The sequence below is a fragment of the Aliiglaciecola sp. NS0011-25 genome (assembly GCF_040370605.1).
GTDB lineage: Bacteria > Pseudomonadota > Gammaproteobacteria > Enterobacterales > Alteromonadaceae > Aliiglaciecola > Aliiglaciecola lipolytica_A.
Window position 1 is genome coordinate 12,907 of the sequence record NZ_BAABWR010000020.1, and the last position, 22,118, is coordinate 35,024.

The window sequence follows — 22,118 nt, forward strand, 5'->3', positions numbered from 1 at the left end:
GAATTAATTTTTTGGCCTAATAAATGCTTATCTATGTTCAGAGGTAGATTGCTGCATTTTGATTCGCTCAATCTATTACACAAAATTCAATAGCTAGCCATGGCGGTTAGTTATACCCGGCAACGAAGCCCGCAGTATCTGTTTAGCAGATACTGCGGGCTTTTTTCGTTTCTGGGGTTAATAAATTAGAGGCATATTATGACCACAAATGAACATTTAACTCGCATTGTCGTAGTCGGAAACGGAATGGTAGGACACCATTTTGTTGAGCAGCTTATTCAACAAAGTGAAGAGGTATACGGCAAAAATCGTTTTCATATTACGGTGTTATCTGCTGAACCTCGATTGGCATACGACCGTGTTCATTTATCAGAGTATTTTTCTGGCAAAACAGCGGATGAACTCTCTTTAACGAGTGCAGAACATTATCAGCAACTTGGAGTTAATTTTCAGGTTAACGCACGAGTTAATAACATCGACAAACAAGCCAAAACAGTGACTACTGAAAACGCTGAAGTCTTAACTTATGACAAGTTGATTTTAGCCACTGGCTCTTTTCCATTTGTGCCGCCAATTCCTGGCAATGATCAACCTCATTGCCTTGTTTACAGAACCATTGAAGACTTGGAAGCCATTAGTGCTTCTGCTCAAGTAAGCAAAGTTGGTGTAGTTGTTGGTGGCGGTTTGTTGGGGTTAGAAGCGGCTAATGCCCTTAAACAAGCTGGATTGAAAACCCATGTTGTGGAGTTTGCCCCACAATTAATGGCTGTCCAAGTAGACACTGGCGGTGGCCGTGTACTGAAGGACAAAATTGAAGATCTAGGGGTTGAAGTACATACTCAAAAAGCTACGCAAAGTATTGAAGCTGGCGATAGCTGTCGCTACAAAATGGTATTCGCAGACGGTGAAATCCTCGAAACCGATATGATCCTATTTTCTGCCGGAATTCGTCCCCAAGACAAGTTAGCTCGAGAATTTGGCATCGAGATCGGTGAGCGCGGCGGAATTGTAGTTAACGATCACTGTTTGACCAGCGACCCGGATATTTATGCCATTGGCGAATGTGCCCTTTGGAACAATTTTATTTTTGGTTTAGTCGCACCCGGTTACACCATGGCCAGAGCCGCAGCCAGTAATATTGTTGGTGGGGATGTGTTATTTGAAGGTGCTGACATGAGCACTAAATTAAAACTGATGGGGGTCGAAGTTGGCTCTATCGGTGATGCTCACGCCAGAGAGCATGGCGCATTAACCTACACTTATGAAGATCAAGTTACAGGCGTTTACAAAAAAATCGTTGTCAATGCTGACACCAACAAGTTAACTGGTTCTGTATTAGTAGGTGATACCAGTGATTACGATACTTTATTGCAATATGCGTTAAATGAAATTGATTTACCTGAATTCCCAGAAAGCTTAATTTTACCCTCATTCGGTGAAGGCGCTCCCACTTTAGGAGCTGATGCGCTTCCTGATACGGCAACAATTTGTTCATGTCACAACGTTACTAAAGGTGACATTGTCGCCAGCCTTGATGCTGGGGCTTGCGATTTAGCCGCTGTTAAAAGCTGCACTAAAGCCAGTACCGGATGCGGCGGTTGTGCAGCATTGCTTAAGTCGGTTACAGACAATGAGCTTGAAAAACGAGGCGTGGAAGTTAAGAAGGATATTTGTGAGCATTTTGCTTATTCACGTCAAGAGTTGTTCCATATGGTTCAAGTGGGCCAAATCAAAACCTTCGATGAATTATTGGAAAAACACGGTACCGGCTTAGGTTGTGAAATTTGTAAACCAGCAGCCGCTTCTATTTTGGCGTCTATCTGGAATGACTTTATTCTGGAAACGCCCCATGTCACTTTGCAAGATACCAACGACACTTATTTGGCCAACATGCAAAAGAACGGCACTTATTCGGTGGTTCCGCGTATCGCTGGTGGAGAAATAACCCCTGATAAACTCATTGTGCTTGGCCAAGTAGCGAAAAAATATAATTTGTACACTAAGGTGACCGGCGGACAACGAATTGACTTATTCGGTGCCAGAGTTGAACAACTTCCTCTTATTTGGGAAGAACTAATTGATGCAGGTTTTGAAACCGGTCACGCTTACGCCAAATCTCTTCGAACCGTTAAGTCATGTGTTGGCAGCACTTGGTGTCGCTACGGAGTACAAGATTCAGTTGGTCAGGCTATTGATATCGAAAACCGCTACAAAGGCCTACGCTCACCCCATAAATTGAAAATCGGCGTATCTGGCTGTACCCGCGAATGTGCCGAAGCGCAAAGTAAAGATATCGGTATTATCGCCACAGAAAACGGTTGGAATCTATATGTTTGCGGTAATGGTGGAATGAAACCACGACACGCCGACCTATTCGCTACTGATTTGGATACCGAAACGTTAATTAAATACATCGACAGGGTCTTGATGTTTTATGTGCGCACTGCAGACAGATTGCAGCGAACCTCTGTATGGATGGAAAATATGGAAGGTGGGCTTGATTATCTTAAAGAGGTAGTGATTAACGACTCACTGGGACTCGGTGCTGAACTCGAACAGCAAATGCAACACGTCGTCGATAGTTATCAATGTGAATGGAAGACGGCCATAACAGCAGAAAACTCTCGCAAACGCTTCCGTCAATTTGTGAATAGCGAAAAAACTGATAGCAACATTATCTTTGTGGAAGAGCGTGAGCAGATTCGTCCAGCAACAGAAACTGAAGTTGATAAAATTTTAGGCACAGTGAAGCCGGTTGTTGAAACTGCTTCATCTATCAATATCGTAGAAGTGGAGTAAGGAATTATGAGCATGAGTGATAATTGGATTAACGTGTGTGAACCTAACGACTTGGTTGATAATTCCGGTGTATGTGCCCTAGTCAACGACGTACAAGTGGCAATATTCAAAATTTGTCAGGGCGATAAACTAAGTCTTTATGCCGTGAGTAATTGGGATCCTATCGGTAAAGCTAATGTCATGTACCGAGGTTTAGTGGGCTCTGTATCCAATGAACCTTTTGTCGCGTCACCATTGTATAAGCAGCGTTTTAAACTTATCTCTGGAGAGTGTGTAGATGACGAAAGCGTAAAAATTGCGGTTTATCCAGCACGTATTGTTGATCAACAAGTCCAGCTTCAATTAGTGAATTAAATGAGTGCTCATATTCCGCGTAGTTCAATAGTTGCGACCGAAAACGATCGAGCTTTTGATTGTCAACCATCGCCAACACTGGCAAAAACCACATGTCCTTATTGTGGTGTCGGTTGTGGTGTCGACGTTCAGGTCGAGAAACCTGCCGACGGCGGGGAGTATCGATTAAACCAAGTGAATGGCTCCTCTGATCATCCGGCTAATTTTGGACGGTTATGTGTTAAAGGCAGTAAACTTCTAGAAACTAATGGCCTTGAAGGACGTTTATTGAGTCCTAAAATCCAAGGTCAAGATGTCGATTGGCAACAAGCTACACAGCATGTCGCTAACAAATTTAGTCAAATTATTGCTGAGCACGGACCCGGTGCTGTTGCCTTCTACGTCTCAGGTCAATTATTGACAGAAGATTACTATGTCGCCAACAAATTAATGAAAGGCTACATTGGTACCGCAAATATCGATACCAATTCACGTTTGTGCATGTCATCAGCCGTATCTGCATATAAGCGTGCGTTTGGCGCAGATGCAGTACCGTGCAATTATGAAGATTTAGAGCTTGCTGATCTTATTGTTTTTATTGGCTCTAATGCTGCTTGGACGCACCCCGTTCTATTTCAACGAATAGAACGTGCCAAAAAGCTAAATCCAGCAATGAAGATTGTCACTATTGATCCTCGCCAAACTGGCACTGGCGAGATTGCAGATCTCCACTTGGCAATAAAATCAGGTACAGACACCGCGTTATTTAATGGTTTATTACATTACTTAAAGCAGCATAACAAGCTAGATCAAAATTATATCGATGCTAATACAGAAGGTTTTGATGCAGCTTTAGACTGTGCAAAACAATGGACATTAGAAAAGGTCGCGCAAGTTTGTGATATCCCTTTAATCGACGTTGCCAAGTTTTATGCTTTATTCGCAGATTCAGATAAAGCTGTATCGGCCTATACTATGGGAGTAAATCAGTCCAGCTCTGGCACCGATAAAGCTAACAGCATCATTAATTGTCATCTAGCCAGTGGCAAGTTGGGACGAGAAGGTTGTGGTCCGTTTTCCCTCACAGGACAGCCAAACGCAATGGGCGGCAGGGAAGTGGGCGGCTTGGCCAATATGCTCGCCGCGCATATGGACATCGATAATCCGCAGCATCAACAAATCGTACAATCTTATTGGCAATCGCCAGCTATTCCAAAAACTATTGGCATGAAAGCTGTAGATATGTTCGACGAGGTGCATAAAGGCAATATTAAGGCGATTTGGATCATGGCAACAAATCCCATGGTGAGCATGCCAAATCGAGGAAAAATAGCTAGCGCTTTGCAAAAATGTGAGTTTGTAGTGGTGTCTGATTGTGTGGCAAAAAATGACACACTAGCGATGGCCGATGTCGTGCTACCTGCTACAGGTTGGTCAGAAAAAAATGGCACAGTCACCAATTCAGAGCGGCGTATTTCTCGACAGCGGGGCATTTTATCTGCGCCAGGACTTGCCAAGCATGATTGGCAGATTATTTGTGACGTTGCTAAAGCTATGGGATTCGAACAAGGTTTTAACTATCTCAACCCATCCGAAATATTTCGTGAACACGCAGGTTTAACCGCTTATAAAAATCATGGACTCAGGGCCCTCGACTTGTCGGCTTTGCAGCACATAAGTGAAAAAGAATATGACAGATTAAAGCCGGTTCAATGGCCGATTAATGCAAACAATCGCTCTGGCACTCAACGACTATTTACCGATGGGCAGTTCTATACTGCGTCTAAAAAGGCACAATTTATTGCACTGCAACCTAAAGCCCCCGAAGTAGCTACCAGTGCGGACTTTCCATTTGTTTTAAATAGTGGTCGTATTAGAGATCAATGGCATACCATGACTCGTACTGGAAAAACAGCCGAATTGACTGGCCACATTGACCGCGCTTTTGTGCATATGCACCCCCTTGATGCCAAACAAAATGGAATATGTGATGGAGATTTCCTAGAAATAACCTCTGCCATTTCGCAAAAGCACGCACAAACTGAGCAACATAAAAAAGTCATAATGCCGGTTAAACTGCAGCCACAACAACGAACAGGGGAGTTGTTTGCGCCTATTCATTGGAGTGGCACTAATTCATCCTCTTCCGCTATCGCAGCTCTCTACTCTGATGCTTCAGATGCGGTTTCTGGCCAGCCCGAATTAAAACATTCTGCGGTGAATGTGAAGTTGTGTAACTATCCACTGCATGGTCAACTATTTACTCGAAAAAAGCTAGACCATAGGTTGTTGAATCAAGTCGCCGAATATTGGAGCGAAATTGCTATCGATCAGGGGTATTTAGTTTATTTTGCTTCAGATAATGCTGAAATGGTCTCTGAATTGCAGGTTAACTTACCATTATGCACAGAGTGGTTTTCTTCCCGGCAAAAAACGGAGCTGGGCGACAAAAGAAATATTTTCGCACTCCGCGATGGTGGTTTAGATTTAGCTCTATTTTGGGACTCCAATGCCCCGCAAATGGATGTTAATTGGATAAATAGTTTGTTGCAGCAAACGGCGTTACTAGATGAACAGAAATCGGCGTTATTGAGGGCTACACCAGATCCAGCGTTCGCTCAAGGTCGATTGATATGTAGCTGCTTCAAAGTCGGAGAAAACACCATTGTAGAGGCAATAAAGCAGGGCTGTAATTCGGTAGATAAATTAGGTGATGAACTAAAATGTGGTACTAACTGTGGTTCCTGTAAAACAGAGCTTAAGCAATTAGTTAAAAGCCATACTTATGAGGGAAATATAACTATTCTCGATGCTGAACTTAAACCTTTGCAAACCGGAACATAAAATGTATTTTATGCATCTAAATTTTAGCTCCTTGCTATCCCAGCTCGCAACGCAATAGTCGACTAAGGTACATTACTCGAATGAACGAAAATCAGGAATTTAAACATTTTATCCGGATCATTGGCAGAGGCCAGAGAGCAGGGCGTACCTTAACTCAACAAGAAGCATTTGATGCTATGACGATGGTAATCGAAGAACGTGTGACGCCTGAACAAAAAGGGGCTTTTCTTATGTTGCTGCGAGTGAGAGAGGAGACGCCAGAGGAGTTAGCTGGTTTTACCCAAGCATTTCGACAACATACTATTGCTGGCTTAGATTCACTACATGTAGATTTAGACATGGGTTGTTACGCTGGGAAAAGACGACAGTTACCTTGGTTTTTATTGGCGGTTTTAGTATTGGCTCAACAAGGGAAACGAATTTTTCTACACGGCACTAATGAGCCGGACTCTAAACGATTATATTTGAATGAAGTGATGCCACATTTAGGTTTCAGTGTCGCAACTTCAACTCAAATGGTTGCCGAACAACTTGCCACCCTTGGATTTAGTTATATGGAATTGGAACAAGTGAATCCGCAGTTGGATAAAATAATTCAGCTACGGGCTCAATTCGGACTTCGTTCCTGCGCTAACACCTTAGCGAGAATTCTTAATCCGTCGAAAGCTAACTTTAGTTTACAAGGGGTGTTTCATCGTCAAGTAGATGAAAAACATCGTCTAACCGCGGCGTTATTAGAAGATCCAAATATGTTGTGTTTTAGAGGCGAAGGAGGCGAAATTGAATTTAATCCCGAGCGCGACGTTGCCCTACATATTTGCCGAAATACCGAACATAAAGTGATTAACGTTGAGGCATTTAACGAAAGCAGAATGACGAAACCACGACAACTCATTGCTAGTGAATTAATTGAGTTCTGGGAAGGTAAAGAAAATACTTATGCCCATGATGCAGTGATTGGAACGCTCAGTATTATGCTGGTGCTTATGGAAGACCTTGATTGGTCAGAGGCCTTGAATCAAGCGAAAGCTTTGTGGTCAATGCGCAATAAAGTATGGCCAGCAACGAGCCTGCAAAAAACAGTTGAAAATCCGTTATTTGATACAACCGGTAAACACTACGCTCATTAGTTTTGCACTCAGTTGGTGCGGTTGCACGGTTATTACATAAGTTTATGTGATTTAATTAGATGAATAATTGTAAGTAATTGAATATCTTGGTTATATATTTATGGTGTGGAGATTGCTCTTCCTTCGCTTACCGATAGTAACCTCTTCAATTCAGAGCTGGAAATGAGTTTTGGTGAGTAATAAAGACAAAAAAAATGTAGCTCACAGCGCGAAGAACTTACGGATTCTGCTAATCGACGAAAATACACATCGAGCAGACTTGGTAACCGCAGCGCTGGGAAATTCTCGCTATGAAATTAGTCATTTAGCTAGTCCATCCGGCACTTTATTAAAGCAAGTAGACCAGTTGCAGCCGGATATTATCGTTATTGATATTGAGTCACCTAGTCGTGATATTCTGGAAAGCCTGCACACTATTAAAAATATTGATCCCAAACCTGTTGTGATGTTTTCTAGTGAAGAAGACACAGACACCATCAACCAGAGCATTGAATCTGGTGTTAGTGCATATGTGGTGGGGGATCTCGAACCCCATCGAGTGAAACCTATCTTAGATGCCGCTGTGGCTAGATTTCGAGAATTCCAAAAATTAAAAACCGAATTAATCGACACCAAACAGCAACTTACCTCTCGAAAGAATATTGACCAGGCTAAACGTATACTAATGAAAAATAAAAATATCAGTGAAGATCAAGCGTTCCATACCATGCGAAAAACGGCTATGGATACCGGTCAAAAGCTAGATGATGTGGCCAAGACCATCATTTCGATGTTTAACTCGTTGTAAAGCAAATCATGATTAAACCTGAAAAAACAAAATTAACCCTCGGATTTAGCCCCCTTACCGATTGCGCTCCTTTTGTAGTGGCAAAAAATCTCGGTTACTTCGAAAATTGGGGATTAGACGTTACTCTGCAAAAACAAAATTCTTGGGCGACGTTACGGGATAAATTACATGCAGGGATCTTGGATGCGGCACAAATGCTCGCCCCAATGCCCATTGCCAGCACTTTAGGTTTGGGAGTCTCACCCATTCATGTGGTGACACCCATGGTGTTAAGTCAAAATGGGAATGGCATTACATTGTCTGAAGCCTTGATTGAAGAAGTATTGGCGGTTAACAAAATCTTTCAATTGGCATTTCCCCTGGACGCTAAATTACTAAAAAACGTGATTGATTATCGCGTTCAAGAAAACAAAGACAAACTGTCTTTTGCGACTGTGTTTCCGTATAGCTGTCATCATTATCAACTTAAAGACTGGTTGCTCAGTGGCGGGATCAGCTTTGACGATGTGAACATCAGCGTGGTCCCACCAATTAATATGGTCGATTCCATGTTAAATGGCGACATCGATGGTTTTTGTGTTGGCGGCCCATGGAACGCAAAAGCTGTGCGTGGTAATTGCGGGGTGACAGTAGTTACTTCATCCGATATATGGCAAGACTCTCCAGAAAAAGTCCTCGGATTTCTGTCTTCTTTTGTCGAAAGCAAACCGAATACTGTTCTTGCAACTTGTGCAGCCCTAAAACAAGCCTGCAATTGGTTAGACTCTGTACCTAATCGTTTTGAAACCGCGGTGATGATGAGTCAAGAAGGATTCTTAGGGGAACCTTTGGAGATAATTACCCCATCTCTTTTAGGTAGTTGTTTAACCCAAGCTAAGCTTTCTCCACGCTCAGTGCCTTCTTATAATCAATTTTCAACTACAGTCGATGGGAATGATGTGAACAACCCTGATGTTGAGTATGGACAATGGTTATTGCAGAAAATGAAAAGTAGCGGTCAAATTGCTGACAATATAAACACTAAAGGGTGTATTGAAGGTATTTATCGTAGTGATATTTATCGCCAAATCGCGCCTCTTTTAAATGCTCTTGGTTAGTGCCAATACTAAAAAAGTGCGAGGAAAGCACTTTTATGAGGCAATTTCATAGTGCAATTTGCACTACTATGGCTTTTGAGCAGTGATACACAAACCATAGTATTTCATAAGTTATTGATAAATATAAAAAATTAAAGTTGGCATCAGTAATGCTTAGTAACGCTCGTGACAATAGCTTAAAGCAATAATAATAACCTAAGCGTTGTCCATCTAACATAATGTCACCTGACTGCAGAGTTGCAGTTATTTGATACGGCAAAGTAGCCCACGTGAACTTCAAGTTTTTGGAGTTGACGTGGGTTTTTTTTTGGAAAAAATTCGGAGTAGATTATGTCTTTAACAAAATGGTCGGGTGCAGTTATCAAGTTGGTATCATCGATTCGAAAAACCATGATTTTGGCCCCTATCGCCGTGGTGATTGGCAGCACAAGTTTGCATGCTCAGGAAGTGGGTTACCCAGAAAAAGAAGAACTGAAATTTGGATTCATTAAGTTAACTGATATGGCGCCGCTCGCCATAGCCTACGAAAAGCGATTTTTCGAGGATGAAGGGTTATATGTCACTTTAGAAGCGCAAGCAAATTGGAAAGTTTTGCTCGACAGAGTCATTGATGGGCAATTGGACGGCGCGCATATGTTAGCGGGTCAGCCATTAGGGGCGACTATCGGCTTTGGTACTCAAGCCGATATTATTACTGCTTTCAGTATGGATTTAAATGGCAACGCCATTACTGTTTCCAATGACATTTGGAAACAAATGAAACCCCATATTCCCCATGAAAATGGTAAACCTGTGCATCCGATTAAAGCCGATGCTTTGAAGCCGGTAATTGATGGTTTTAAAAATGCCGGTAAACCTTTCAACATGGGGATGGTATTCCCCGTATCCACGCACAACTATGAGCTTCGTTATTGGTTAGCTGCCGGTAATATTCACCCTGGTTATTATGCGCCCCATAAAGGCGACACCAGTGGGCAGATTAACGCAGACGCTTTACTTTCGGTAACGCCTCCACCACAAATGCCTGCCACAATGGAAGCTGGAACAATTGAAGGATATTGCGTTGGCGAACCTTGGAATCAACAGGCTGTTTTTAAAGGTATTGGTGTTCCGGTAGTAACTGATTATGAGATTTGGAAAAACAATCCAGAGAAAGTCTTTGGTGTAAGTAAAAAATGGGCTGAGGAAAATCCGAATACTCATATCCGCGTGGTTAAAGCGATGATTCGCGCAGCCATATGGTTAGATGAAAACAATAATGCGAACCGCCCTGAAGCTGTCAAAATTCTAGCCAAGAGTGCTTATGTTGGTGCTGACGCTGAAGTAATTGCAAACAGTATGGTAGGTACTTTTGAATATGAAAAAGGCGACAAGCGAGAGGTGCCTGATTTCAATGTTTTCTTCCGTTACAACGCGACTTATCCATTCTACAGTGACGCCATATGGTACTTAACTCAAATGCGTCGTTGGGGCCAAATTAGCGAGCAAAAATCTGACTCTTGGTACAAAGATATTGCTAAGCAAGTGTATCGCCCAGACATTTACGCGCAAGCTGCAAAAGCCCTAATCGCTGAAGGCAAAGCATCAGCGAAAGACTTCCCTGAGTTTGCCACTGAAACAGGCTACAAACCGGCTCAGAAACACTTTATCGACAATATTGTGTATGACGGAACTCAGCCAAATGCTTATTTGGATAAATTCAACATTGGATTAAAAGGCAGCACTAAGCTCTAGGGCTTAAGTGATTTGACCTGACGGAGAAAGAAAATGTCGAAACAAGCAGCTATTCCTATGCTAACTGAGAAGCAAACTAGCGTTGATTTAGCAAAGCTAACAGGGTTATTAAAAACGATTATGTTGCCATTAATCGGATTGGTGTTGTTTATTGGCTTATGGAACGCTATGGCGAAAAATATTGATACCTCACTGGGGCAGTTTCCTGGCACCGCAGCTGTTTGGGAGCAAGCTACTGTGTTAGTCGATGAGCATTATGCGCAGAAAAATAAAGCCACTGAATTTTATGAACGACAACAAAAACGCAATGCTGAACGGGTAGCGAAGGATCCCACCTATCAACCAAAAATCCGTGCTTTTACTGGCGCTCCAACGTTCTTTCAACAAATTTGGACTAGCCTTTATACGGTCATGGTTGGCTTTATTATGGCGTCGTTAATTGCGGTTCCATTAGGCATACTGTGCGGTTTAAGCAAATCTTCTTATGCGGCAATAAACCCTTTAATACAGCTATTCAAGCCGATTTCCCCCCTTGCGTGGCTGCCGCTAGTTACTATGGTGGTAAGTGCCGCATATGTGTCGGATGACCCTATGTTCTCAAAGTCTTTTATTACCTCTGCTGCAACAGTGGCGCTGTGTTGTTTATGGCCGACCTTGATTAATACTGCAGTAGGCGTGTCGAGTATTGATAAGGACTTAATCAATGTAAGTAAAGTACTGAGATTAAATCCCATACAGCATGTCTTGAAAATTGTTATGCCTTCCTCTATCCCTGCTATTTTTACTGGCTTGCGTCTTTCTCTGGGAATTGGCTGGATGGTTTTGATTGCCGCAGAGATGTTGGCGCAAAATCCGGGACTTGGAAAGTTTGTTTGGGATGAATTTCAAAATGGTAGTTCTGAATCTTTGGCTCGTATTATGGTTGCGGTACTCACTATTGGAATCATAGGTTTCATACTCGATCGATTAATGTTGCAGCTTCAGAAATGGGTAAGTTGGGACAAGTCAGCGACCTTACGCTAAAGAGGAAATTAACATGACGTTTAAACATCAACTTGAATTAACGCAAGTAGCTATAGATTTTCCTACTCCCAAAGGGCCTTTTACTGCTTTGCAAGATGTCAATCTTAAAATTCAGAAAGGTGAGTTTATATCCTTGATTGGTCATTCGGGATGCGGCAAATCGACAGTACTGAACCTCATTGCCGGACTGTATCAAGCCACAACTGGTGGAGTGATACTTGAAGGTCAGGAAGTGAATGAACCTGGTCCTGAACGGGCCGTTGTATTTCAAAATCATTCTCTTCTACCTTGGTTGTCTGCTTATAAAAATGTTGAGTTAGCGGTTAAACAAACGCGTTCTGGGCGCTCTAAAAAAGAGATTAAGGAATGGGTAGAGCACAATCTTGAATTAGTTCACATGAGTCACGCCGTTGACAAATTACCTTCTGAGATATCTGGCGGTATGAAACAGCGTGTGGGGATTGCTCGAGCTTTGGCTATGCAACCAAAAGTATTGTTAATGGATGAGCCTTTCGGAGCACTCGATGCGTTAACCCGTGCTCACCTGCAAGACTCAGTGATGGAAATTCACAACAAACTGGGAAATACCGTGATCATGATTACTCATGATGTGGACGAAGCGGTTTTACTCTCCGATCGCATCGTGATGATGACTAATGGTCCAGCTGCAACTATTGGTGAAATTTTGCAGGTTGAATTAGAGCGACCGCGAAATCGAATTGAGTTGGCTGATAATCCTCAGTACAACCACTATCGACATGAAGTACTCAAATTTTTGTATGAAAAGCAGCGAAAAGTGGAATCGGTGGACTCTCATCGAAAAAACAAAGTTAGCAGTGAACGCACTGAAAATTTGAAAACGGGTTCTGACAAAATTTAATCACATTAACCTTTAAATACCATGTAAACCAAGACCTCGATTTTAGCCATTAAATTTAATAGCGAGTCGAAGGTCTCGGCGAAGTCATGTCTGGAATAAGAGAGAAGATGATGAAAACTATGACTAAAAAAACACTTAACGTTGCTGTAGCAGTCGCTTTATTGAGCGTTTCTAGTGCTTCTGTAAATGCTGAAGAATCTATCGCTAAAGCCATGACAAGCGGCACCGCTGGGGTTAATTTTAACCTGCGTTATGAATCGGTTGATCAAGACAATGCAGTTGAAGATGCAAGTGCGTTAACCTTACGCACATTATTAAGCTACAAATCGGCTAGCTATAAGAATTTTTCCGCAATGATTGAAGTGGAAGATACTCGCATTGTGTTGGGGCAAGGGGACTATACTGTTGGACCAACAGGTTACAACTCCGGTATGTATTCTGTGATTGCAGACCCTGAGCACACAGAATTGGATCAAGGATATATTCAGTACTCCAAAGACAATTTCACAGCCAAACTCGGTCGCCAAGTTATTACCATGGATAATCACCGATTTATCGGACACGTAGGTTGGCGTCAGGATCGCCAAACCTTTGATGGTATTAGCGTGAACTATAGCCCAGCAAAAGCGGTCTCTTTAAAATATGCTTATCTAACCCAGCGAAATAGAATTTTTGCTGAGGCGGCTGATTTTGATGCTAAAGATCACCTACTAAATGCCTCATATAATTCTTCTTTGGGGAAAATAACGGCCTATGGATATTTATTAGAGATAGATAATAATGTGGAAAATTCTCTAGATACTTTTGGTATTCGCTTTTCCGGCGACAGTTCAGTTGCCGATACCAAGATTATTTATACAGCTGAATACGCCACACAAAGCAGTGATTCAGCCACCACTAGTTTTGATGCAGATTATTTGATGTTAGAAGTCGGTGGTGTATTTTCAGGAGTGACTGCAAAAGTTGGTTATGAAGTGTTAGGCTCTGATGACGGCAATTACGGATTTTCTACACCTCTTGCGACCCTTCATAAGTTTAACGGTTGGGCTGATGTTTTTTTAGGCACACCAGCAGAGGGATTAGTGGATTTATCCGTGACTTTATCTGGTCAAGTGGCTGGTGGAAGCTTGACCGCGACTTATCACGACTTTGAGGCCGATGATGCTAGTGAGTCTGTTGATGACCTTGGAAGTGAAATTGATCTACAGTATGCCTATAAAATATCAGCCAACTATTCTATGGGAATTAAGTACGCAGCCTACTCTGGTGAGAGCGGCCGGGTTGATACCGATAAACTTTGGCTGTGGCTTGGTGCGAAATTTTAATAAAGGTGCACAATTTTGATAATTAGTTAGTAATAGCAAATATCAAAATAATACATCTATCTAATTGTTATTAGGTTAATCTGAGCATACTAGTTGTTGTAGGTAATAACTAATGCACCACATTGGACGGAGATGCTTCATGGTGGTGCAGAAAGTGGTGGGTTATGAGTCTATAATTCACCATTTCAACGATAGAATAGGCATTTTAAGGTCATCATGCATATGGCATGAAAATCGCTTAGTTCAGCAACTAGTATTGCAAGTTTGAAAAACACCATAATCTTTGATTATATTCAGGAGGACACAATGTCAGTAGAAAAGGCTTTAGACCTTATCAAAGAAACCGAAGCGAAATTTGTTGACCTACGCTTTACCGACACTAAAGGTAAAGAGCAACACGTTTCTATCCCAACTCATCAAGTAACTGAAGACTTCTTTGAAGAAGGTAAGATGTTTGATGGTTCTTCTATCGCTGGATGGAAAGGCATTAATGAATCTGACATGGTGCTTATGCCTGATCCAGAATCTGCTGTCCTAGACCCTTTTGCAGAAGAAACTCAAATTAACATTCGTTGTGACATACTTGAGCCTTCAACTATGCAAGGTTACGACCGAGATCCTCGTTCTGTAGCTCGTCGTGCGGAAGAATATTTAAAATCTACTGGAATTGGTGACGAAGTTTATTTCGGCCCAGAGCCAGAGTTTTTCTTGTTTGACGATGTGAAATATCACACTGATATGTCAGGTTCGTTCTTCAAAATTGATGCTGAAGAAGCTTCTTGGAACTCAGGTGCTGATTTCGAAGGTGGCAACATGGGTCACCGTCCAGGCATTAAAGGCGGATACTTCCCAGTTCCTCCAGTTGATTCCTCAAATGACACACGTGCAGCAATGTGCTTGGTTATGGAAGAAATGGGTTTAACTGTTGAAGCGCATCACCATGAAGTTGCTACTGCCGGTCAAAACGAAATCGCTTGTTTATTTAACACACTAGTTAAAAAAGCAGATGAAATTCAAATATATAAGTATGTAGTACATAACGTGGCACATGCTTATGGTCAAACAGCGACCTTTATGCCTAAGCCTCTAGTAGGTGATAACGGTTCAGGTATGCACTGTCACCAATCAATTAGTAAAGACGGTAAAAACGTTTTTGCTGGTGATAAATATGCAGGTATGTCTGAAGAAGCGTTGTTCTATATTGGTGGTATCATCAAGCACGCTCGCGCGATTAATGCATTCGCTAATGCATCTACTAACTCGTACAAGCGTTTGGTACCTCACTTCGAAGCTCCGGTAATGTTGGCATATTCAGCATGTAACCGTTCTGCTTCTATCCGTATTCCTCATGTGACTAGCGAACGCGCTCGTCGTATCGAAGTACGTTTCCCTGACCCAACAGCTAACCCATATTTAGCATTCTCTGCAATGTTAATGGCCGGCCTTGATGGAATCAAAAACAAGATTCACCCTGGCGATGCAATGGATAAAGATCTTTATGACCTTCCTCCAGAAGAAGCGGCAGATATCCCTACAGTTGCAAGTTCTTTAGAGCAAGCCCTTGAAGCTTTGGATAGTGATCGTGAATTCCTAACTGCTGGTGGCGTTATGACTGACGACATGATTGATGCGTATATTACGCTTAAGACTGAAGAAGTTCAGTTACTTAATTCATCAACTCACCCAGTTGAATTTGGCATGTACTACAGCTGTTAATTGCTTTAGTTATTGTTTTTTATACGAGCCCGCATTATTGCGGGCTTTTTTTTGTTCTAGAAAAGGCTACACTCTAGGGTATGAAAAAGACCATTGTTGTTTCTCTGTTATTGTTTGCTGTCACCGCCAATGGTGAGAAGCTATACAAAGTGATTAATGCGGACGGCTCAGTTACTTATACTGACACTCCGCAAAGTGGTGCTGTGCAACTCGATCTAGAGGATGCTAATAGTGCTGTTATGCCTTCTTTGCTAAACGGTGTAGCCAATAAGCAGGTTAAAAAAAGTCGTTTAGAATTTCCTGATTATCAACTTGAGATAATATCTCCTGCTGAGGAAGAAACAATTCGTCACAATTCAGGTAAGGTTCTAGTCTCAGCAAGGCTCGAACCTGTGGGCAATGGTAAGTTCGAAATTTATTTAGATAGTGAGTTAGTACAGACAAGTCCAGCCCCTTCTTTTCAGCTACAGAATGTAGTGCGGGGAGAACATTCAATTCAAGTAAAATTTATTCACCATACAGGCAAGATCCTTGCATTGTCTAAGCCTAGAGTGTTTTACATGCATCAGGCCTCGACGTTGATCAATCCAAATTAAACGTTTTAGAAGCCTGTAGCATGCTTCTTAATTGACATTGACTTTAACAAGTTAATGTTGTGCACTGATGTGGTGCAACAATGTTATTGGATGAAATTCTTTGAGTGAACAATTTAAATACCTTTTGGAAAGCTTAGCCACCGCTGTATTGGTGTTGGATGAGAACCTCTCAATCCGCTACGTCAATTTGGCTGCGCAGTCGATACTTGAGTTTGGCGAAAATCAATTACTTGGTTTTCCATTGACTCAGTTTGTGTCTCATTCCAGCGTGACCTTTGCGCGGTTAGAGGATGCAATGGACCGAGATCAAGGATTTTCTGATGGCGAAGTTTTATTTGCTTTTTCCGACGGTCGACATGTATTAACAGATGTAACTGTTACGACATTTGAGTTTGAACAAAAACCAGCACTTCTGCTGGAAATGAAAGTGATAGATCAGCAGAAGAGAATCAGTCAAGAGAGTCAACAATGGGCTCAACTTCAAGCTGCTAGAGAGTTAATTCGCGGCTTAGCCCATGAAATCAAAAATCCACTTGGTGGTGTACGTGGGGCTGCTCAATTGCTCGAAAAAGAATTACATAGCCCTGAGTTAAAAGAGTTTACTCAAGTTATTATTGGCCAATCAGATAGATTGCGAAATTTGGTCGATAGATTGTTAGGTCCTAATTCTTTGCCCAATTTTGCATGGGTGAACATACATAAAGTACTAGAGAAAATTCGCACCTTAGTGAAGCTGGATGCCACTCATAATATCGTTATTGAACGGGATTATGACCCCAGTATCCCTGACTTGTTTTTAGACCAAGATATGTTGCAGCAAGCGGTGTTAAATATTGTCACTAATAGTATTCAGGCTTTAGACGGAAGCAATGATGAGCCTGAAATTATTATTCGTAGCAGAATTAAACGCCGATTTACCATACACGGCGTGAAATACCCGTTAGTTGCACAAATCAAGATTATCGACAATGGTCCCGGGATCCCAGTAGAGCTTAAAGACACCTTGTTTTATCCAATGGTAACAGGGAAATCAAACGGAACAGGCTTAGGTCTGTCCATCGCACAATCTTTGGTGGATCATCATAAAGGCAAGATCGATGTTGAAAGTTGGCCAGGTCACACCGCATTTAAAATTTATTTACCGATAGAGAAAAAGGACGTAAATCAATGAACGCTGAACCAGTATGGGTCGTAGATGACGATAGCTCGATTCGTTGGGTGTTACAAAAAGCGTTGCAGTCGGCGCAAATTCCCTGTTTTAGTTTTGAGAATCCAGAAGATTTACTTTTGCAGTTACACTCAGGACAACAACCAGAAGTAATCGTTTCTGACATTAAAATGCCACAAATGGATGGCATGACGTTATTGCAAGAAGTGCATCGTCACTTTCCTGATATTCCAGTCATTATTATGACCGCGCATTCAGATCTAGACAGCGCTGTTAATGCTTATCAAAGTGGGGCGTTTGAATATTTACCAAAGCCATTTGATATCGATGAAGCGGTGAATTTAGTCCAGCGCGCATTGGCTCATTCGCGAGAACAAAACTCACAACGTCAAGTAGAACCAGAAGTTAAAGACACCGAAATTATTGGTGAAGCGCCAGCAATGCAAGAGGTCTTTCGTGCCATTGGAAGGCTATCAAGATCTAGTATTAGTGTTTTGATCAACGGTCAATCAGGAACAGGTAAAGAACTAGTTGCTCAAGCATTGCATCGCCACAGCCCTCGAAAAGCCAACACCTTTATCGCGTTGAATATGGCTGCTATTCCCGCAGATCTAATCGAATCTGAATTGTTTGGCCATGAAAAAGGGGCTTTTACAGGCGCGCAATCTGCACGCCAAGGAAGGTTTGAGCAAGCGGATGGTGGGACTCTATTTTTAGATGAAATTGGTGATATGCCGTTGGATGTGCAAACCCGATTATTGCGCGTATTGGCCGATGGTCAATTTTACCGAGTAGGCGGGCATAATCCAGTTAGCGTTAATGTAAGAATCATTGCCGCTACTCATCAAAATCTTGAACAACGTGTTGTAGATGGAAAGTTTCGCGAAGACCTCTACCACCGTCTTAACGTGATTAAAATTCATATTCCGACCTTGGCTCAACGTCGAGAAGATATACCTTTGTTAGCAAGGCATTTCCTGAGTCGTGCAGCGAAAGAGTTAGAAGTGGATGCGAAGTCGCTTAGTAAAGAAGCCGCCAATGTACTTTCACAGTTATCATGGCCGGGAAATGTGCGCCAATTGGAGAACATGTGCCGTTGGTTAACGGTAATGGCCAGTGGTCAAGAAATCTTAATTAATGACTTACCGCCAGAAATTAGCACTCAACCTGCCAGTACGCAATCTGCTAATCAGGAAGGAGATTGGAAAACGCTACTGGCTAGCTGGGCTGATAAACAACTTCACTCTGGTCGTCAGAATATTTTAGATGAAGCCACCCATGACTTTGAAAAAATCATGTTGGAAAGAGCTTTACAATATACTAACGGTCATAAACAAGATGCAGCTAAAAAGCTTGGTTGGGGCAGAAATACGTTAACCCGTAAACTAAAAGAACTCGATATGTAAATCAAAGCAATTGGCAAAGCACTAAAAAGGCGCTTAAAAAAGCGCCTTAATTTTAGCTCAAGTAATGCTGGTTACTTGTTATTTGCCGATTAAGCGTAAAAATTCATTTCGAGTTGCTTGAGAAGTTCTAAATGAACCAAGCATCACCGAGGTGATCATTGACGAATTTTGTTTTTGCACTCCACGCATCATCATACACATATGTTTACCTTCCATGACAACGCCAACGCCTTTAGCACCAGTGACTTCCAAAACCGCATCAGCAATTTGCTTGGTCAGTCCTTCTTGTATCTGCAATCTGCGAGCAAACATGTCGACTATTCGTGCGAATTTAGACAAGCCAAGCACTTTACCATCTGGTAAGTATGCAATATGGCAACGTCCAATGAAGGGCAGCACATGATGTTCGCACAAAGAGTAATACTCGATATCTTGGATGATAACCATTTCGTCTGTATCAGCTTCGAAAATGGCTCCGTTCACAACGCCTTGAATGTCTTTTTCATACCCATCCGTTAAGAACTGCATTGCTTTCGCTGCTCTTTTTGGAGTATCAACCAAACCTTCTCTAGTGGTATCTTCTCCTAAAAGTTGGAGAATGCTTGCATAATGATCTTGTAGTTCTTGTGACATTTATTAGTGGTCTCGTTTGCATTATTCTGATTTTTCAGAATGCCAAATTTCGTTAAGTAGCCCAACATCATAACATTATGTGGAAGTTAGAAAAACCAAATACACCAAGTAAACTTAACTGGTGTATCTGGCTTAGGCTATTCATACGCTAAATTGATGAAAATGGATCTTTATGTGGCTCACTCGCTTTGGAGTTCTGGTTCCGGCAGATCAGGGTGAGGGAGTTGTTGATTGGGTTTCGACTTATTTTGTTGAATTACAAAATGATCCATCCAGCGCATCAAACGCATACTGTAATCTAGTTTTGCTGGCGCTAACGCCAAGCCATGGGCTTCATTCGGGTACAGTATTAACCTAACTGGCGCATCTGCATTGGATTTAAAATAGCGATAAAGCTCTTTAGATTGGTTAGCAGATACTCGGGTATCACGGCTTCCGTGTAACAACAAAAGTGGCGTTGTGGCATTTTGAGTGTGATAAATTGGGCTTCGTTCTAAATACCAAGTCCAGTCTTGCCAAGGTGCTATTAAGGCATGCTGTTTGAGCATTTCTGATGGAATATCAGTTGTCCCAAATTTGGAAATTTGATTGGATACACCCATACCTGCCACACTCGCAGCAAAATAATTATGTTGTTTGGTTGCTGCCCATGCAGCAGCATAGCCGCCGTATGATGTACCTGTAATACCTACTCTTTGCGGATCCACACCGTAATTTTCGATTAAAAAGGTGCGGGCATCTAACAGATCATTAAACTCAGCACCGGCATAATCTTTTTGACCCAACTTTGAAAAGGCGACACCTTTGCCAGTTGATCCTCTGTAGTTTGGTAAGAAACTATAAAAACCTTTGCTAGCAGCATATGCAACGGGATACGAGTAACGGTTATTCCAACCCAGAGAAAAATGGTCTTCTGGACCTCCATGTACAAAAATAATCGCTGATGAAGTGGGGGCTGAATCGTCAATTGGTTCAACCAAAATCCCATCGATTACAGTCCCATCTCTGGCAGTATAAGAAACCTCAATTTGTTTAGGTAAAATTCTATCTTTCAGCCAAACATTGGAGTTGGTCATTCTTTTATTACTGTGTTTAGTTTTTAAAAACAGCTCGGCAGGATGCTCAGGGGAATCGGCGATGTATGCAATGTTGTAACCTTTGCTATCAACACTCAGTGCACTAATCTTTCCATCATGTTTGACTCGAACTCGATATGAACCGGCTAGATCTTCTATGTCCTTATTGCCAATGAAAGTAGTCAGGTTTTGAGCGCCAATAAAACCAACAGTTGAAGAATTAAACCAATTAACAGCGCTAACATGTCCATCAAAGTCAGGCAATATATCAATAGAGGTTTCAGATACTACTTGGCTCAGATAAAGTCTACCTTCAGCGGGATCAGACTGATCTTCTCCACCGATGAAAGCGTAATGACTTCCGTCAGGAGAAACACTCATTTCTCCGACCTTTCCCCGATGAGAATTGGTTATCAGCATTTGCCCATTTGGCTTTAATACCGATATTGAACTTTCCATTACCACATTATCGGTAAGTGAAGAAGGTGAGTGATGTAGCAATATTTGTTCTGAGCGCGGAATCCATTTGGCACTCAACACGTGGCTATCATTGTAAAGTAGGCGTGCCTTCTTACTCGGGTTCTCTAAACTTAGCCGCCATAAAGACGCGTTTCTAGCAGACTCATCAAATACGGTTGCGTTGAATCCAACATCATTTAATAACTGTTGTTGATGATCAGGAGTTGAGTAACCCCAAATGATCACAGCATCATTTTGTTCATTAACATCAAAGCCCTTGATATCAGTATCAGCGCTGTAAATTTTTATGGGGTCAGTGTCTCCAATTTCGATATGGTAAAGGGAAACTGTTTGGTCATCTTGCATTTTGGCTAAAAAATATAGCGCGTCGCTCTGGGGGCTCCATCTTACATGTCCCATTGGTCTTCCGCCGGAAATCACAGGCGATATTTTTCCTCTCTTGGAAACCACGTACAGCTCTCTCAAACTCACTAAATCGATACCATCATAGCTATCATCCGGTAAATTCAGGGTGACAGCCGTCAGCCTTCCATCCGGTGAAAATGTGACTGTTTTAACTTTTCGAATTTGGTTTAAATCTTCTAACGACAATGGCGTTTTTGCGAAAACAGATAGTGCGCAAGACCAAATTACGAATAAAATAACTAACCGTTTCAAATCGACTCCAATTATTATTTCAAGCTTAGAACCTAAAATTATATGTAAACAATGTTAACATTATATTAACTTGGTTAACATTGTAGGAGTTGATAGTGGATTTTGTAAATTAAAAATGCATAGTATTTTGTTATAGGTATATATTCGTATGCAGCATGACAGGCAGAGAGAGATGAAATGCGGTGGTATGTTCGATGGTGTGCTCGAATCTATCTACGAGCCTAAAAATCTTTGTACTTTTTTTTCAGTGAGTCGCGGATATTGTCTAGATAGCAGTCCAGCTCTTGCTTCGCTTCTTCGTAAGCGTTGCTATATTCAACTGAACTTGGGTTATCACGAAGTAGTTTGAATGTGGAATCCGTTTTATCTAAAAGTAAGGCGAGTTGCCGATTGCTGACATCCATATTGTCTTATTCCCGATTAAAAAATTTCCC

At 41.8% G+C, this 22,118-nt stretch carries 17 protein-coding genes; 14 read left to right on the forward strand and 3 right to left on the reverse strand.

The annotated features are described in order from the left end of the window. The first annotated feature begins 198 nt into the window (after positions 1-198). The 14 genes from nirB to glnG all read left to right on the forward strand — a co-directional run bounded on the left by nirB (position 199) and on the right by glnG (position 18,838). Complete coding sequence (nirB, locus tag ABWV72_RS16450) at positions 199-2,799, forward strand: nitrite reductase large subunit NirB (RefSeq protein WP_353371796.1); 2,601 nt, start codon at positions 199-201, stop codon at positions 2,797-2,799. 6 nt (positions 2,800-2,805) lie between these two features. Next, positions 2,806-3,153 (forward strand): nitrite reductase small subunit NirD, encoded by a 348-nt coding sequence (nirD, locus tag ABWV72_RS16455; protein WP_353371798.1) that lies wholly within the window; start codon positions 2,806-2,808, stop codon positions 3,151-3,153. Next, a complete protein-coding gene (locus ABWV72_RS16460) occupies positions 3,154-5,976 on the forward strand; it encodes a nitrate reductase (RefSeq protein WP_353371800.1) in 2,823 nt (940 codons plus the stop codon). Positions 5,977-6,056: 80 nt separating this feature from the next. Beyond that, entirely contained in the window at positions 6,057-7,106 is a 1,050-nt protein-coding gene (locus ABWV72_RS16465) for a glycosyl transferase family protein (RefSeq protein ID WP_353371802.1), read from the forward strand. Between the two features lie 172 nt (positions 7,107-7,278). After that, positions 7,279-7,893, forward strand: a complete 615-nt coding sequence (locus ABWV72_RS16470; protein ID WP_303501211.1) for an ANTAR domain-containing response regulator — start codon at positions 7,279-7,281, stop codon at positions 7,891-7,893. 8 nt (positions 7,894-7,901) lie between these two features. Continuing rightward, positions 7,902-8,990: a CmpA/NrtA family ABC transporter substrate-binding protein gene (locus ABWV72_RS16475; protein ID WP_353371805.1), complete on the forward strand. Its 1,089-nt coding sequence runs from the start codon at positions 7,902-7,904 to the stop codon at positions 8,988-8,990. A 390-nt stretch (positions 8,991-9,380) separates the two neighbouring features. Continuing rightward, the gene (locus ABWV72_RS16480) at positions 9,381-10,724 is read left to right on the forward strand and encodes a CmpA/NrtA family ABC transporter substrate-binding protein (protein WP_353371871.1); all 1,344 of its coding nucleotides are present in this window, start codon (positions 9,381-9,383) and stop codon (positions 10,722-10,724) included. 120 nt (positions 10,725-10,844) lie between these two features. Then, on the forward strand, positions 10,845-11,747 hold the full coding sequence (locus tag ABWV72_RS16485; RefSeq protein ID WP_436792308.1) for an ABC transporter permease: 903 nt from the start codon (positions 10,845-10,847) through the stop codon (positions 11,745-11,747). A gap of 13 nt (positions 11,748-11,760) precedes the next feature. After that, positions 11,761-12,627 (forward strand): ABC transporter ATP-binding protein, encoded by an 867-nt coding sequence (locus ABWV72_RS16490; RefSeq protein ID WP_216049682.1) that lies wholly within the window; start codon positions 11,761-11,763, stop codon positions 12,625-12,627. Between the two features lie 86 nt (positions 12,628-12,713). After that, on the forward strand, positions 12,714-13,952 hold the full coding sequence (locus tag ABWV72_RS16495; RefSeq protein ID WP_252729344.1) for an alginate export family protein: 1,239 nt from the start codon (positions 12,714-12,716) through the stop codon (positions 13,950-13,952). Positions 13,953-14,258: 306 nt separating this feature from the next. Beyond that, positions 14,259-15,668 carry a glutamate--ammonia ligase gene (gene glnA / locus ABWV72_RS16500; protein ID WP_342806774.1) on the forward strand — a complete coding sequence of 470 codons (1,410 nt, stop codon included), beginning with the start codon at positions 14,259-14,261 and terminating at the stop codon, positions 15,666-15,668. A gap of 80 nt (positions 15,669-15,748) precedes the next feature. Next, on the forward strand, positions 15,749-16,264 hold the full coding sequence (locus ABWV72_RS16505) for a DUF4124 domain-containing protein (protein WP_216049684.1): 516 nt from the start codon (positions 15,749-15,751) through the stop codon (positions 16,262-16,264). A 100-nt stretch (positions 16,265-16,364) separates the two neighbouring features. Beyond that, entirely contained in the window at positions 16,365-17,435 is a 1,071-nt protein-coding gene (glnL, locus tag ABWV72_RS16510) for a nitrogen regulation protein NR(II) (RefSeq protein ID WP_216049685.1), read from the forward strand. Further along, on the forward strand, positions 17,432-18,838 hold the full coding sequence (gene glnG, locus ABWV72_RS16515; protein WP_216049686.1) for a nitrogen regulation protein NR(I): 1,407 nt from the start codon (positions 17,432-17,434) through the stop codon (positions 18,836-18,838). The genes glnL and glnG overlap by 4 nt, the downstream gene beginning before the upstream one ends. Positions 18,839-18,916: 78 nt before the next feature. Here the strand turns inward: glnG and folE are convergent, their stop codons facing one another. The 3 genes from folE to ABWV72_RS16530 form a co-directional block, all read right to left on the reverse strand. After that, on the reverse strand, positions 18,917-19,471 hold the full coding sequence (folE, locus tag ABWV72_RS16520) for a GTP cyclohydrolase I FolE (RefSeq protein ID WP_216049687.1): 555 nt from the start codon (positions 19,469-19,471) through the stop codon (positions 18,917-18,919). Between the two features lie 179 nt (positions 19,472-19,650). Further along, positions 19,651-21,684: an alpha/beta hydrolase family protein gene (locus tag ABWV72_RS16525; protein WP_353371811.1), complete on the reverse strand. Its 2,034-nt coding sequence runs from the start codon at positions 21,682-21,684 to the stop codon at positions 19,651-19,653. A gap of 221 nt (positions 21,685-21,905) precedes the next feature. Next, positions 21,906-22,088: a hypothetical protein gene (locus tag ABWV72_RS16530; RefSeq protein WP_216049689.1), complete on the reverse strand. Its 183-nt coding sequence runs from the start codon at positions 22,086-22,088 to the stop codon at positions 21,906-21,908. Positions 22,089-22,118: the final 30 nt, after the last annotated feature.

Coding starts and splice junctions, on each gene's coding strand:
- ABWV72_RS16490 (WP_216049682.1), top strand. CDS start 11,761: ATGACGTTTAAACATCAACTTGAATTAACGCAAGTAGCTATAGATTTT.
- ABWV72_RS16480 (WP_353371871.1), top strand. CDS start 9,381: ATGATTTTGGCCCCTATCGCCGTGGTGATTGGCAGCACAAGTTTGCAT.
- ABWV72_RS16495 (WP_252729344.1), top strand. CDS start 12,714: ATGTCTGGAATAAGAGAGAAGATGATGAAAACTATGACTAAAAAAACA.
- ABWV72_RS16530 (WP_216049689.1), bottom strand. CDS start 22,088: ATGGATGTCAGCAATCGGCAACTCGCCTTACTTTTAGATAAAACGGAT.
- glnA (WP_342806774.1), top strand. CDS start 14,259: ATGTCAGTAGAAAAGGCTTTAGACCTTATCAAAGAAACCGAAGCGAAA.
- ABWV72_RS16505 (WP_216049684.1), top strand. CDS start 15,749: ATGAAAAAGACCATTGTTGTTTCTCTGTTATTGTTTGCTGTCACCGCC.
- nirD (WP_353371798.1), top strand. CDS start 2,806: ATGAGCATGAGTGATAATTGGATTAACGTGTGTGAACCTAACGACTTG.
- ABWV72_RS16460 (WP_353371800.1), top strand. CDS start 3,154: ATGAGTGCTCATATTCCGCGTAGTTCAATAGTTGCGACCGAAAACGAT.
- ABWV72_RS16485 (WP_436792308.1), top strand. CDS start 10,845: ATGTTGCCATTAATCGGATTGGTGTTGTTTATTGGCTTATGGAACGCT.
- ABWV72_RS16465 (WP_353371802.1), top strand. CDS start 6,057: ATGAACGAAAATCAGGAATTTAAACATTTTATCCGGATCATTGGCAGA.
- nirB (WP_353371796.1), top strand. CDS start 199: ATGACCACAAATGAACATTTAACTCGCATTGTCGTAGTCGGAAACGGA.
- ABWV72_RS16475 (WP_353371805.1), top strand. CDS start 7,902: ATGATTAAACCTGAAAAAACAAAATTAACCCTCGGATTTAGCCCCCTT.
- glnG (WP_216049686.1), top strand. CDS start 17,432: ATGAACGCTGAACCAGTATGGGTCGTAGATGACGATAGCTCGATTCGT.
- folE (WP_216049687.1), bottom strand. CDS start 19,471: ATGTCACAAGAACTACAAGATCATTATGCAAGCATTCTCCAACTTTTA.